Here is a 12,685-nt window from a genome sequence, read left to right on the forward strand (position 1 = left end):
ATGATCAATACTCTAGGAGAGTGATCATGGATCCGATGTTCGGCCTCCCCCGCGCCGTCGCGTTGGTCATCATTCTTGGCGTCGTCGGCCTCGCCGCCGGGGCGGCACTGTGGTGGGACGGGCAGCGCGCGGTCGCGCCTACGACCGTCGGACGAAGGGCTCTGCGGCATGCAGCACTGACGCGCGTGGTCGCGACGCTCCTGCTGGTCTTCGGCACCGTCGCGATCCCGGTGCTGAACCGCTACGGCGGCGTCCTGCCGGGACTCGTGGGACGCGTGGCTGCACTGCTCCCCACCGCGTCGCTGCTCGGCTTCCTCGCGCTTCACGCCATCGGCGAGCTGACATGGCCGAAGCCCCGTGGCGCCGAACGCCACGCCCGGCTGGTCGCGCGCACCACGAGCGACATCACCACAGGTCGGCTGTACCACGCGCCCATCGTCTGGTTCGCTGCCCTCGCCGCGGTGTCGCTGCTCTTCGGCGTCATGGCCTCCGGACCACGCTCACTCTCCCGCGTGATCGACGGCTACCGGGCCCACACCGTCGGGCCCTTCCCCGGCTGGCTGTGGACCGTTCCGATTCTCGTCGCCGCCGCAGCAGTGCTAGTAGTCACCGAGCTGGTGCTTCGCCTGATCGCGTCGCGACCGGCGGTCGAAGATGTCGGGGAAGAATGGGACATGTGGCTCCGGCGTCGGGCCGCTCGGAGCATCCTGCGCACGGTGCAGCTGATGCTAGGGCTAACTCTCACCGGTCTCGTCGCCCTCGCGGGTCTCGCCCTCCGGTGGCTCGGCCTGGGGAGCGGAGGAGGAGCGCCTGCGCCGGTGAGCCAGGGATACATCACCGTCGGGAACATGGTGCTCGTCCTCGCGCTGGCGACAGCCGTCGCCGCGCTCGTGCTCGCGCTGTGGCCCGCCCGCGATCCTGCCCCAGCGTCGGCCGGATCCGAGCCCGCGGAAGCACGGGCATGAGCCTCGCCATCACGATCGACCTCACGTCCACGACACCGCACTATGAGCAGGTCCGTTCGCAGATCGCGGCGCTGATCACCGCTGGTGAGCTCACGGACGGGCAAAGACTGCCCACGGTACGAGCCTTGGCGAACGACCTCGGCATCGCGCCGGGCACCATAGCCCGCACGTACCGCGACCTCGAGGCCGCGGGCCTGGTCACGACCCGGCGACGCATCGGCACCCTTGTCACCGCACCTCCAGCCATGCTCGACCGTGCCGCCGTCACGGAAGCCGCGCAGAGATTCGTCACGATCGCGCGTGACCACAACCTCACCGACGTCGAGATCCGTGACCTGGTTTCCGCGGCGATCCTCAATTCGGCACGTTCTCCCACCCAGCCTCGCGGCACCTCCGCACTCCCGAGCGCGCCGGAACACGTGGGATGAACCCGCCCAGCCAATCGGGCAACGAGGCCCAGCGCGGCACCGCCCGACGCGGTCGATGCTCCGGGCACGTGCCGTCGAGCCCTACGCCGATACGACTTCGGCACCTGTGCCTGGGGCAACCCGGCGTGGGACCGGCGCGTCGTCGACGCCGTGCTGGCCGACCACGCGGCCGGTCGCGCGTCGCCGGCATGAGCGCCGAAAGACGTCCCGCGGGACGTGTCGATCTCGCCCGACGGCGTTCGTCGTCCTCGTGAACGGGCCGAACCGGCCACCCACGAGAAGGGACACCTCATGAGCTTCCTCGAAGAGATCCTCCGGGCCGACCGCACGCCACGGGGCGGCTCGACCGCCTACCGGGGCCCCCGCAGCGTCGGGGACGGCATCGAGGCCGCCGACGTGGCGTTCTACGGGCCGATGGTGTTCAACCGGCCCGCCCCGAGCTGGCCGGAGGGGTCCTGACGCGCGGCCCCGCGACCCCTGGGGCCGCGGGCGCCGGCCGGGCCATGACGTGGGCGGCGAACGCCTCGACGCCGTCCACGACGGCCTCGAAGCGCGGGGAGTGGTAGACGTCGAACGAATGCTGGCCCCCGGGCAGCTCGGCGTAGACGACGGTGCCGCCCGCGGCGCGCAGGCGGGTCGCGAAGTGCCGGGCGCCCTCGACGGTTCCCCAGCCGTCCGCGGTCCCGTGGGCGACGAAGAACGGTGGGGCGCCGGCGTGGACGTACCCCTGCGGCTCGAGCAGGGGTGGCGCCCCGTCGGGTTCCTCGCCGAAGTAGTGGCCGTAGTAGCCGTAGAGGAGGACCGCACCCGTCACCGTGGTGTCAGCCGACTCGAACCCGGGCTGGAACATCGGGTCGTTCGGCGTCAGGGCGCACACGCCGGCGATGTTCGCGCCGGCCGAGCTGCCCGCCACGAACAGTCTCGACGGGTCGGCGCCATACGCCGCGCCGCGCTCGCGCACCCAGGCGATGACCTTCTTGGCGTCGATCTGGTGACCGGGGAAGGTCGTCTGGGGCCTCAGCCGGTAGTTGGCGCTGACGCACACCCACCCCCGGCTCGCGAGGTGGTTCAGGAGAGGTCGCGCCTCACGGCTCTTCTTCCCCGTGGTGAAGCCGCCGCCGTGGAGGTGGACCAGGACCGGTGCGCCCTGCGGCGCGTCGCGACGGCGGTACACGTCGAGGAGGTTCTGACGGCCGCCGTCCCCGTAGCGAAGGTTGCGGATGCGCTCTACGTCGTGCTGCCACTGCACGAAGGGGAGCAGCAGGATACGGACCCAGGGCCGGTGGCGACGCAGGGGCACGCGCACCTGGTCGCGCCACCCGGGTCCCAGCCCCTGTGCGAGCGCCCGTCCGACGGCGCGGTCGCTCCGCACGCCCCGCCAGGCGGCGACGGCGAGCCCGAGGACGACCACGGCGGCGACCGCCGCCGCCACCCTGGCGCCCACCGGGTCGAGGTCGCCCTCGGCGGCGGCCAGAACGGTGGACGCCACCAGGAGCACGATGGCCAGGAACGGCACCTCGTTGACCACCAGGCCGAACCACCAGCTCATCATCGCCACCGGGTGGGGCCTGCGCGGCGCGACGACGGCGAAGAAGGTGCACCAGCCGACGAGCCCGACCGTCACCAGGTAACCCCAGGGCAACGTCATGATCGATCCCTCCGTCGGACGACGCCCCGGCTTTGGGACGATACGTAGCGTTGCGCTCCAGCATGCGGAGCGTCCGCCCGAGTGTCAAGACGAGACGTTCCGTATCGCTACGATGGGGGCATGTCCACGGGACCGGGCGCGACGCGCCGCAGCGAGGCCAGCCGGCAGGCGATCCTCGCCGCCACGGAAGCGCTTTGCCGCGAGAGCGGCTACCGCCGCCTGACGATCGAGGCCATCGCCGCCCGCGCCGGGGTCGGCAAGACGACCATCTACCGGTGGTGGACGTCCAAGGGCGCCGTCGTCCTCGAGCTGCTCGACGCGACCGCGACGACCGCCGTCGCCCCCCCGGACACGGGCGATCTGGCCGCCGACCTGCACGCCCTGCTCACCGAGGTCGTCCGGCTGCTCACCCCGCCGCTGACGTCACCCGCCGTCGGGCTGATCGCGGAGGCGCTGCAGGACCCGGCCCTCGGCCGCGAGCTGCGCGACCGCCTCATCGAACCGCGCATCGCGGCGTTCAAGGACCGGCTCCGTCGAGCGCAGGACGCCGGCGACCTCCCGGCCGACGCCGACCTCGACGTCGCGCTGGACCTGCTCTACGGCCCGCTCTACCACCGCCTGGCCTTCCACCTCGACATGCCGGACGCCGGCTACCTCGCGTCGCTCGTTGCTCACGTCCTGCGGGCGCTCGCCTCGTCCTGATCAGTGGAGTTCCTCGGGGGCCGCGGGTCGGGCGCCCGCGGCGCGGGCGGGGGTCGCGGCCAGCGCGCCGGCCAGCTCCTTGCGCGAGGTGATGCCGAGCTTCGAGTAGACCTTGCGCAGGTGCCACTCGACGGTCCGCGGGCTGATGTACAGGACGCCGGCGACCTCGGGGTTCGTCCGGCCCTCGGCCGCCAGGCGTGCGATCTGCGCCTCCTGCTCCGTGAGGTCGACGGCGGTCTCGACCGAGCGGCGCCGGGCCGTCGCACCGGTGGCGGCGATCTCGCGGCGCGCCCGCTCGGCGAAGCCCGCGGCGCCCATGTCGGCGAGCAGGTCGTGCGCCGCCGTGAGCTGCTCGCGCGCGTCGGTGCGCCGCCCCTCGCGGCGCAGCCACTCGCCGTAGACGAGCTGCGTCCGGGCCAGCATCCAGCGGATCCGGGTGCGGGCGAGCCGCTCGACGGCCTCCCGATAGCCGGCCTCGGCCTCCGGCCCCTCGGTCAGGAGCGCGCGGCTGCGGGCGGCGGTGCCGAGCGCCCAGTCCGTGCCGCACGCCTCGCCGATCTCCGTCAGCCGCGCGGCCGCGGCACGCCCGCGCTCGGGCACCCCGGCCCGGGCGGCAGCCTCGACCAGCTCGACCATGCTCCAGCTCGCGATCCCGAGCTCCTCCGGGTGGGCCGCGCCCCGCTGCGCCGCGGTGAGCGCCTCGTCGTACCGGCCGCGCCCGCTGTGCAGCACGGCGCCCGCCCACGCGCACGTCGTGATCCACTGCCCCTCGCGGTGCGTCGCCGCCTCGACGGCCTCGTCGGCGAGCAGCGCCTCGGTCTCGTGGTCCGACCCGCGCCACGCCGCCAGGACGAGCGGCGCGTACGGCGGCGCCGGGCGGTCGGTGACGGCCGCCACCACCTCGACCTCCTCCGCCAGGGCCGTCGCCGCGGCGAGGTCGCCCTCGAACAACCGCAGCGCGACCCCGGAGATGAGGGCCACCGGCAGCACCCGGAGCTGGCCGCTGTCGCGCGCCTGGGTGGTGGCGCGGTCCGCGAGCTCGGCCCACGCGTCGTCGTCCCAGACGTCGTGGCACATGCGCACCGCGAGCGGCAGCCAGCGCATCGCCACCTCCGTGGGCAGCGTCTCGCGCCGCACCACGGCGAGGGAGCTCTGCACCACAGGGGCGCCGACGGCGTACCCGTCCACCACGATCGACGCGAGCCCCTCCACGAGCCGGGCCATCGCCGGGCGCTGGTCGACCGGCGTCGTCGCCCGCGCCACCGCCGCCTGGACCGCCTCGGCCACCTCGCGCATCCCGTCGCCGTGCGCGAGGCGACCGGCGTTCAGCGCCGCGTAGGACGCGTCGCGGTACGTCTCGCGGGCCAGGTCCTTGTCCAGCGGCTCGAGCAGCTCGGCGGCGTCGAGCAGCCGGTGCTCGTCGCCGTGGCCGGTCGCGGCGCAGATCTGGGCCCGCAGGAGCTGCATCCGGGCGGCGGTGAGCTCGTCGGCCGCGCCGGCGTCCGCCGCCGCGAGGATCCGCAGGGCCCGCTGCGGCGCGCCGGCGTGGAACGTGCACAGCGCGGCCGCGAGCGCGCGCCCCACGCGTCGGGCCGGGTCCGGGGTCAGCGCCGTGGCTCGTTCGTGGAACGCGGCGGCCGCAGCGAATCCCCCGCGTGCCTTCGCCCGGTCGGCGGAGCGTTCGAGCTCGGACGCCACGGACTCGTCGAGCCCGGCCGTCGCGTGCGCCCGGTGCCAGGCGCGGCGGTCCGGATCGGCGTCGCGGTCGGTCGCCTCGGCGAGCGCGCGGTGCACGAGGCGGCGGTCGACGGCGGACGCGGTCCGGTAGACGGCCGAGCGGACGAGCGGGTGCCGGAACCGCACCTCGCCGCCGAAGTCGACGAGCTCGTCGGTCACGGCCGGCGCGGCGGCGGCGACCGGGATCCGCAGCGTCGCGGCGGCCCGCCAGATCAGGACCGGGTCCTGGCGCGGCTCGGCCGCAGCGACGAGCAGGAGCCGCCGGGTGGGCTCGGGCAGCGCCTCGACGCGGCGGGCGTAGCTGAGCTCGATGCGGCTGCGCAGCGTGCCGGCGTCGGGCATCCCGAACCCGCCCGCGAGCGCCACGACGGAGAGCCCGTGCGGCAGCTCCGTCAGCGCCAAGGGGTTGCCGTCGGCCTCGTCGAGGAGCCGGCGCAGCACCTCGGCGTCGATCGGCCCCGGAAGGACGGACTGCAGCAGGATCCGGGCCGCGCGGTCCGGCAGGCGGCCGACGGTCATCTCCGGCAGGCCCCAGTCGGGCTCGCCCTCGACGACGCCCCGGAACGTGGCGACGAGCGCGACGGGCTGGGCGCCGAGCCGCCGGGCCACGAACGCGACCGTCTCGGCGGACGCACGGTCGAGCCACTGCGCGTCGTCGACCAGGCAGACCACGGGGCCCTCCCGCGCCGCGGCGGAGAGCAGCCCCGTGACGGCGAGACCCACCATGAACCGGTCGGGCGCGGTGCCGCCGCTCAGCCCGAACGCCGTGGCCAGCGCCTCGCGCTGCGGTTCCGGCAGCCGCTCGAGCCGGTCCAGCAAAGGCAGGCACAGCTGGTGCAGACCCGCATAAGCGAGCTCCATCTCCGACTCGACCCCCGTGGCCCGGAGCACCGTGCACCCGAGAGCGGCCCGGCCGACGTGGCGCAGGAGGGCGGTCTTGCCCGCCCCGGGGTCGCCGCGCAGCGCGAGCGTGCGGCTGCGGCCCGCCCGGACGTCCGCGAGAAGCTCGTCCAGCTGGCCGCACTCGGCGACGCGACCGACCAGCGCCCCCGTCGTCGACGTGCTCATCGTGCGTCTCCTTCGAACCAGCACCGCCCGTGATCCGCCGCCGCCACCTGCCGGGCCCGCGCGCTCCGCGGGGGAATGGTAGCGCTCTCATGCCGCCTCGGCACGCGCGGACGACGGCGGCTCGCGGGGCTCGCGGGGCTCGCGGGCCCTCTCACCCGTGGCCCCCCGGGGTCGCACCCGGGCGCGACGCGCCGGGGTGCCGCAGCACCGTGGAGAGCGGGTCGGCCATCACGTGCCGACGGAGAAGAGGAGTTCCATGTCTGAGACCACAGCGCCGGACCGCACGACACGCGTCTGGCTGATCACCGGCAGCTCGCGAGGCTTCGGTCGGGAGATCGCGACCGCCGCCCTCGAGCACGGCGACCTCGTCGTCGCCACCGCCCGCAGCACCGCCGCGCTGGAACCGCTGGCGGACCGGTTCGGCACCGACCATCTGCTCACCACCGCCCTCGACGTCACGCGCGCGGACGATGCGCGCCGCGTCGTGGCCGAGACGACCGGGCGCTTCGGCCGCCTCGACGTGGTGGTGAACAACGCCGGCTACGCCCACAGCGCGTCCGTCGAGGAGATGCCGGAGGACGACTTCCGCGCGCAGATCGAGACCAACCTGTTCGGCGTCGTCACCGTGACCCGCGCGGCGCTGCCCGTGCTGCGCGCGCAACGATCCGGGACGTTCCTGCAGTTCTCCTCCGTCGGCGGCCGCGTGGGCGGGACGCCCGGGATGGGCGCGTACCAGGCCGCCAAGTTCGCCGTCGAGGGCTTCTCGACGGTCCTCGCCGCCGAGGTGCGCCCGTTCGGGGTCCGCGTCGTGATCGTCGAACCGGGCGCGTTCCGCACCGACTGGCAGGGCAGCTCCATGGTCATGTACCCGGCCGGGCCGGACTACGAGGCGACCGTCGGTGCCGTCCACGACTTCCGGCGCGGCAGCCAGGGCACCCAGCCGGGCGATCCCGTGCGCGCCGCCCGGCTGCTCGTCGACCTGCTCGACCGCGAGGAGCTTCCGCTGCGGCTGCCGCTCGGCGCCGGAGCCGTCGACATGGTCCTCGCCGAGGAGCAGCGCCGCAGCGAGGAGACCACCGCCTGGGCGGCGCTGAGCCGGTCGGCCGACTTCCCCGGAGCCTCCGCGTGACGGGTACGGAGCCGCTCGCCTGGCTCGTCACCGGCGCCGGCAGCGGGCTCGGCGAGGCGGTCGCCGCGCACGCCCTCGCCCTGGGCGACCTGGTCGTCCTGGGCGTCCGCCCGGACCACGACGGTCCGTCCGACCTGGCGAGCCGCTACCCCGAGACCGCGCTGGTCGTCGATCTCGACGTGACCGACGCCGCCCGCCGTCGCGCCGCCGTCGACCGGGCGACCACCTGGGCCGGCGGGGTCGACGTGCTCGTCAACAACGCCGGCATCGACTTCCTCGGCGCGATCGAGGAGCAGCGGGAGGAGGACTACCGGGCGCAGCTCGAGGTGAACTTCTTCGCTGCCGTCGAGCTCGTCCGGCTCGTGCTCCCGGGCATGCGCGCCCGGCGGAGCGGCACCATCGTCAACATCTCGTCGATGGACGGCATCGCGAGCCTCGCGGCCAACGGCTTCTACTCCGCGAGCAAGTTCGCCCTCGAAGGGCTGACCGAGGCGCTGTGGCAGGAGATCGAGCCGATCGGGCTGCGCGCGTTCCTCGTCGAGCCAGGCTCGTTCCGCACGGGCATCGAGCGGCGCACCCACGTCTCCGGCACACCGATCCCCGACTACGACGCGACGTCGGGCGCCTTCGTCCGTGCCGTCGCCGCGGTACGGCCCGAGATGTTCCCCGGCGACCCCGCCCGGGCCGCCGAGGCGATCGCCCGCAACGTGCGGGCGGCCGAGCCGCGCCACCGCCTGATCCTCGGCAGCGACGCCCGGCGCCGCATCGGCGCCCGGCTCGCCGAGCTGCAGGCCGCGCTCGACGACGGCGCGGAGCTGGCGGAGTCGACCGACTACCCGGGCGCCGGGCCCGCCGTCCTGTGAGCGGGACCATGACCACGAGGCCGGTCGCGCTGGTCACGGGCGCGAACAAGGGCATCGGCCTGGCCACGGCCCGCCGGCTCGCCGAGCGCGGCATGACCGTGCTGGTCGGCAGCCGGGACCCCTGGCGGGGCGCCGACGCCGTCCTGCGGCTCCAGGCCGACGGGCTCGACGCCCGCCTGCTCGTCCTCGACATCACCGACGACGCGTCGGTCGCCGCCGCGGCGGCACGCCTCGACGCCGAGCACGGCCACCTCGACGTGCTGGTGAACAACGCCGGCGTCCTGGTGCGCCGGCACGCGCTCGACGTCGCGGCCGACGACGCGCGCGCCGAGCTCGAGACGAACGTCGTCGGGCTCGTGCGGGTGGTGCACGCGATGCTCCCGCTGCTGCGCCGGGCGGAGGCGCCGCGCGTCGTCAACGTCTCGAGCGACTCGGCGAGCTTCGCGGCCACGACGCAGGAAGGATCGATGTTCGCCGCGTCGCACGAGTCGTTCGTGTACTCCGCCGCGAAGGCCGCGGTGAACATGCTCACCGTGAAGTACGCCCAGGCGTTCCGGGCCGACCCGGAGCTGCGCCACGTGCTCGTCAACGCGGTGACGCCCGGCTACACCGCCACGGACCTCAACGGCTTCCGCGGGGCGAAGAGCACGGAGGAGGGCGCCCGGGCGATCGTGCGCTGGGCCACCGTGGGGCCGGGCGCGCCCTCCGGCGGCTTCTACGACGACGCCGGCCCCGTTCCCTGGTGACGGGCTCCCGGTGACGGGCTCCCGGTGACGGGCTCCCGGTGAGCGCAGGCCGTGCGGACACCCCGAGGGGTGCCCGCACGGCCTGCGCTCGTTCTTGCGGACCGCTCAGCTCGCCGGGACCGCCAGGTGCGCGGCGACGGCGGCCAGGACGACGTCGGCCACCTCGCCCGGGTGCGAGACGGCCACCGCGTGCGAGGCGCCGGGGATCTCGACGAGCCCGCGGGCCTGCGCGCGCCCCGCCATCCACCGCACCGCCTCGGCGGGGATGTTGCGGTCCTCCTCGGCGAGGACGAACCACGACGGCACGTGCTGCCACGCCGGCTCCTGCGTCGCCAGCCCCTCGGTCAGCGCCGCCTCGAGGACGGGCCGCTGGGTGGCGGCCATCAGCGCGGCGGTGCCGGGGTCGACGTCGGCGGCGAACTGCTCCGGGAACCGGTCCTGCCGGATCGCCAGCTCGGTGCCGTCGCCGACCGGGTAGGAGGTCAGCGTGTCCCCCAGGGTGCTGCCGGGGAACCGGCCCGAGAGCTCCAGGGCGCTCTCGGTGTGGTCGGGAGCGAACGCGGCGACGAACACGAGCCCGACCACGTCGTCGTTCCCGGAGGCGGCCTCGGTCACGACGCCGCCACCGTAGGAGTGGCCGACCAGGACGACGGGGCCCTCGATCGAGGCGACGACGTCGCGCACGTACTGCGCGTCGCCGCTCAGGGAGCGCAGCGGATTGGCGACGGCGACGACCGGGACGTCGTGCCGGTGCAGGCGCTCGACGACGCCGTCCCAGCTGGACGAGCCGGCGAACGCGCCGTGGACGAGGACGACGGTGGGTGCGGACATGGGTGCGGGCATGGTGCTGCTCCTTCGTGCGGGCGAGGCGGGGCGGTCAGGCACGGTGCGGTCAGGCACGGTGCGGTGCCGGGGAGACGCAGCGGTCGCGCGTGACGGTCCCGGCGGAGTGACCCGCCGAGGTGACGGTGCGCTGCGGGACGGCGGGGTACGGGCACAGGTCGCGGTGCACCGGCGTCCCGTCCTCGCGGGTGGTGTCGGCGGCCAGGGTCGCCGGCGCGTCGCCGCGCTCGACCCAGCGCACGAGGGCGCCGAGCGGGTCGGTCGGGGCCGGGCCGGCACCGCTCGCGCAGTGCGCCGCGCCGGGGGCGAGGAAGAGCCGGTAGTAGTCGTCCACCGGGCCGCGGGAGCGGTCCGCGACCTGGTCGTAGTAGCGGATCGTGCCGCCGACCGGGACGAGCTGGTCGGCCAGGCCGTGCCAGCTGAGCAGCTTACCGCCGGAGCGGCGGAAGTCCGACAGGTCGCTCTGGTCGCTGCCGATGATGCCGTGGTAGAAGAGCACCGACTGCGCGAACAGGCGGGTGTACTGCGCGTACGTCACCGTCGACAGGTCGAGGCTCCGGTCCCGCGCCACGAAGTCCTGCACCCACGACGCCGCGACCGGGAACGGCGACTCGCCGGCGAGGTTGCGCAGCTCGGCGCCCTTCGGCAGCCCGTACCAGAGCGGGAAGCCGCCGGTCGTCGTCGGGCCCTGCCAGATCTTGCGGAGCACCGTGGCGTCCTTCGCCGTGATCGTCACGGGCGTCCCGTCGCAGTCGATCGTGCGCCCCACGAGGGTGCGCGGGTCGAACGCGCAGTGCAGCGGGTCGTCGATGACGCCGTCGGTGACGCCGTCGAGCGGGTCGCAGGCCTTGATCGCGGCGTTCGTGAACGCCGTGAGCTCGCACGGGGCCAGGACGTCGTGCTCCTGGTTCATCACGACGTTCGGCCACAGCGCGGCCACCGCGAACCGGTCCCAGGAGACCGCGGGCGAGCCGGCGAGGATGCCGTCGAAGTCGTCCGGGTGGCGCTGGGCCTCCATGTAGCCCTGGCGGCCGCCCGTCGAGCAGCCGTTCCAGTACGCGTACGTCGCGGACGAGCCGTAGTACGCCCGGGTGACGGCCTTGCCGACCAGGGCGAGCTCGTGCGGGGCGCGCTCGGCGAAGTTCTCCAGCACGGTCACGTTCACGTGCCCGGAGCCGGTCAGCGCCCACGGGCTCGTCCAGCCCGTGACGGGCGTGGCGCCGGCGTCGGTCGAGCCGACGGCGTAGCCCGCCTTGACCGCCGCGGCGAGGTCGGGCCCGAAGTTCCCGGCCGCGTAGCCGGAGCCCCCGAGGGCCTGGAACCGGCCGGACCACCCGGACTCGGGCAGCCAGACCTCGACGAGCTCACGGTCGCCCGCCGAGCCGTGCGTCAGCGTGACGTCGACCTTGCAGAACGCGGGGACCCCCGTCACGGGGGGCGGCGCCGCCTCGTAGCCCGGCTGCACCGGGAAGGTGACCGTGCCGCCGGGGTCGCGCTCGGTGCGGACGCTGACGAGGCTCGCCCCGGCGGGCGGCCGGACCGTCAGGCCCGCGCAGCCCGCCGACGAGGGACGTGGGGTGGTGGCGGCTGATGCGGTGGGTACTGCGGTGGTGGCCGACGCCGTGGTCGTGCGCGGGGCGGCGCTGCCGGCGGGCGCGTACCCGAGCGTCAGCGACACGAGCACGGACACGGCGAGGGACAGCAGGGCTGGCGTGCGTCTCATGGTCTCTCCGGTGGTGGGACGGGTTGTTCGGGACGTGGTTCGTGCTGTTCGGGGGCGGGCCGGGCGATCACCGTCCGGGCTGGCGCTCGCGGACCTCCTGCAGGTACCAGCGGTTGCCGTCCGGGTCCTCGAACGAGGCCCAGGACGAGTAGCTGCGGCCCTGCGGGTCCGCTCCGGAGATGCGCCGCTCACCACCGGAGTGGTGGAACACGCCGCCGGCGTCGTGGAAGACCTCGCTCACGCGGACGCCCCGGGCGAGGAGCTCCTCGCGCGCCCGGGCGACGTCGTGCACCGCGAGCAGCAGCCCGTCGATGCTGCCGGGCGCGGTCGCGGTGATCCCGGTGCCGAAGATGACGGCGGCGGGCGACCCGGGCGGCGTGACCTGGACGACGGTCAGGCCGTCGGCGGCCGTGAAGTCGGCGTCCAGGCGCCAGCCGAGGGTGTCGGCGTAGAAGCTCGTCGCCTCCGCGACGTCGGACACGGGGACGACGACGACCTCGAGCCGCAGCTCGGCGGCCGCCGGGGGCGGGGTCGCGACGGTGGTGCCGGGGGCCGGCTGGGTGGTGGTCATGATGTGCCTCCTCGGTGGGGATCGATACGCGGTCCACGCTCGCCCCGGCCCCGCACCGTCGCGCCCGTGGGTTCCCCGGGTCCCGACGCGGGTACCCACCGGCACCCGCCGGTGGGTACCGGGCCCCCAGGGACACCCTGGCCACGACCAGTGCCCGCCACGGGCGCGAGGACTCGGCGACCCGCGGGAGCGTCGAGCCAGGAGGGCCGGCCGCCCACCGGCCGACGGCCGTCGGCCGACCGGCCGTCCACGACACCCGAGA

The 12,685-nt window shown here is 74.9% G+C and carries 12 protein-coding genes; 7 read left to right on the forward strand and 5 right to left on the reverse strand.

Annotation, left to right across the window (positions count from 1 at the left end; genetic code table 11):
* The first annotated feature begins 26 nt into the window (after positions 1-26).
* The 3 genes from EDF32_RS09475 (at position 27) to EDF32_RS14585 (ending at position 1,852) form a co-directional block, all read left to right on the forward strand.
* On the forward strand, positions 27-965 hold the full coding sequence (locus EDF32_RS09475; RefSeq protein ID WP_148061588.1) for a hypothetical protein: 939 nt from the start codon (positions 27-29) through the stop codon (positions 963-965).
* Positions 962-1,393, forward strand: coding sequence for a GntR family transcriptional regulator (locus EDF32_RS09480; RefSeq protein WP_123308282.1), 432 nt, complete (start codon positions 962-964; stop codon positions 1,391-1,393). The genes EDF32_RS09475 and EDF32_RS09480 overlap by 4 nt, the downstream gene beginning before the upstream one ends.
* 291 nt (positions 1,394-1,684) lie before the next feature.
* Complete coding sequence (locus EDF32_RS14585) at positions 1,685-1,852, forward strand: hypothetical protein (RefSeq protein ID WP_158614082.1); 168 nt, start codon at positions 1,685-1,687, stop codon at positions 1,850-1,852.
* Here the strand turns inward: EDF32_RS14585 and EDF32_RS09485 are convergent.
* On the reverse strand, positions 1,815-3,041 hold the full coding sequence (locus tag EDF32_RS09485) for an alpha/beta hydrolase (RefSeq protein WP_233565836.1): 1,227 nt from the start codon (positions 3,039-3,041) through the stop codon (positions 1,815-1,817). The two genes, EDF32_RS14585 and EDF32_RS09485, sit on opposite strands and share 38 nt — an antisense overlap.
* A 120-nt stretch (positions 3,042-3,161) precedes the next feature.
* On the opposite strand from EDF32_RS09485, the gene EDF32_RS09490 reads away from it, so the two are divergent.
* Positions 3,162-3,743, forward strand: coding sequence for a TetR/AcrR family transcriptional regulator (locus tag EDF32_RS09490; protein WP_123308283.1), 582 nt, complete (start codon positions 3,162-3,164; stop codon positions 3,741-3,743).
* Here EDF32_RS09490 and EDF32_RS09495 read toward each other — a convergent pair whose 3' ends face one another.
* Positions 3,744-6,548 (reverse strand): AAA family ATPase, encoded by a 2,805-nt coding sequence (locus EDF32_RS09495; RefSeq protein ID WP_123308284.1) that lies wholly within the window; start codon positions 6,546-6,548, stop codon positions 3,744-3,746.
* Positions 6,549-6,804: 256 nt separating this feature from the next.
* Between EDF32_RS09495 and EDF32_RS09500 the strand changes: the two genes are divergently transcribed.
* Genes EDF32_RS09500 through EDF32_RS09510 form a run of 3 tightly spaced genes read left to right on the forward strand, consistent with a single transcriptional unit; the run spans position 6,805 to position 9,286 of the window.
* Positions 6,805-7,677: an SDR family NAD(P)-dependent oxidoreductase gene (locus EDF32_RS09500; RefSeq protein ID WP_123308285.1), complete on the forward strand. Its 873-nt coding sequence runs from the start codon at positions 6,805-6,807 to the stop codon at positions 7,675-7,677.
* A complete protein-coding gene (locus EDF32_RS09505) occupies positions 7,674-8,540 on the forward strand; it encodes an SDR family NAD(P)-dependent oxidoreductase (protein ID WP_123308286.1) in 867 nt (288 codons plus the stop codon). The genes EDF32_RS09500 and EDF32_RS09505 overlap by 4 nt, the downstream gene beginning before the upstream one ends.
* 8 nt (positions 8,541-8,548) lie before the next feature.
* Entirely contained in the window at positions 8,549-9,286 is a 738-nt protein-coding gene (locus EDF32_RS09510) for an SDR family NAD(P)-dependent oxidoreductase (protein WP_123308418.1), read from the forward strand.
* A 105-nt stretch (positions 9,287-9,391) separates the two neighbouring features.
* Here the strand turns inward: EDF32_RS09510 and EDF32_RS09515 are convergent, their stop codons facing one another.
* The 3 genes from EDF32_RS09515 to EDF32_RS09525 form a co-directional block, all read right to left on the reverse strand.
* Positions 9,392-10,129 carry an alpha/beta fold hydrolase gene (locus EDF32_RS09515; protein ID WP_233565837.1) on the reverse strand — a complete coding sequence of 246 codons (738 nt, stop codon included), beginning with the start codon at positions 10,127-10,129 and terminating at the stop codon, positions 9,392-9,394.
* A gap of 49 nt (positions 10,130-10,178) precedes the next feature.
* Positions 10,179-11,852, reverse strand: a complete 1,674-nt coding sequence (locus tag EDF32_RS09520) for a tannase/feruloyl esterase family alpha/beta hydrolase (RefSeq protein WP_123308288.1) — start codon at positions 11,850-11,852, stop codon at positions 10,179-10,181.
* Positions 11,853-11,919: 67 nt separating this feature from the next.
* Entirely contained in the window at positions 11,920-12,423 is a 504-nt protein-coding gene (locus EDF32_RS09525; RefSeq protein ID WP_123308289.1) for a VOC family protein, read from the reverse strand.
* Positions 12,424-12,685 lie beyond the last annotated feature (262 nt).

Origin of the sequence: Cellulomonas sp. PhB143 (assembly GCF_003752595.1) — a bacterium.
Classification (GTDB): Bacteria; Actinomycetota; Actinomycetes; order Actinomycetales; family Cellulomonadaceae; genus Paraoerskovia.

Coding starts and splice junctions, on each gene's coding strand:
- EDF32_RS09475 (WP_148061588.1), top strand. CDS start 27: ATGGATCCGATGTTCGGCCTCCCCCGCGCCGTCGCGTTGGTCATCATT.
- EDF32_RS09480 (WP_123308282.1), top strand. CDS start 962: ATGAGCCTCGCCATCACGATCGACCTCACGTCCACGACACCGCACTAT.
- EDF32_RS14585 (WP_158614082.1), top strand. CDS start 1,685: ATGAGCTTCCTCGAAGAGATCCTCCGGGCCGACCGCACGCCACGGGGC.
- EDF32_RS09485 (WP_233565836.1), bottom strand. CDS start 3,041: ATGACGTTGCCCTGGGGTTACCTGGTGACGGTCGGGCTCGTCGGCTGG.
- EDF32_RS09490 (WP_123308283.1), top strand. CDS start 3,162: ATGTCCACGGGACCGGGCGCGACGCGCCGCAGCGAGGCCAGCCGGCAG.
- EDF32_RS09495 (WP_123308284.1), bottom strand. CDS start 6,548: ATGAGCACGTCGACGACGGGGGCGCTGGTCGGTCGCGTCGCCGAGTGC.
- EDF32_RS09500 (WP_123308285.1), top strand. CDS start 6,805: ATGTCTGAGACCACAGCGCCGGACCGCACGACACGCGTCTGGCTGATC.
- EDF32_RS09510 (WP_123308418.1), top strand. CDS start 8,549: ATGACCACGAGGCCGGTCGCGCTGGTCACGGGCGCGAACAAGGGCATC.
- EDF32_RS09515 (WP_233565837.1), bottom strand. CDS start 10,129: ATGCCCGCACCCATGTCCGCACCCACCGTCGTCCTCGTCCACGGCGCG.
- EDF32_RS09520 (WP_123308288.1), bottom strand. CDS start 11,852: ATGAGACGCACGCCAGCCCTGCTGTCCCTCGCCGTGTCCGTGCTCGTG.
- EDF32_RS09525 (WP_123308289.1), bottom strand. CDS start 12,423: ATGACCACCACCCAGCCGGCCCCCGGCACCACCGTCGCGACCCCGCCC.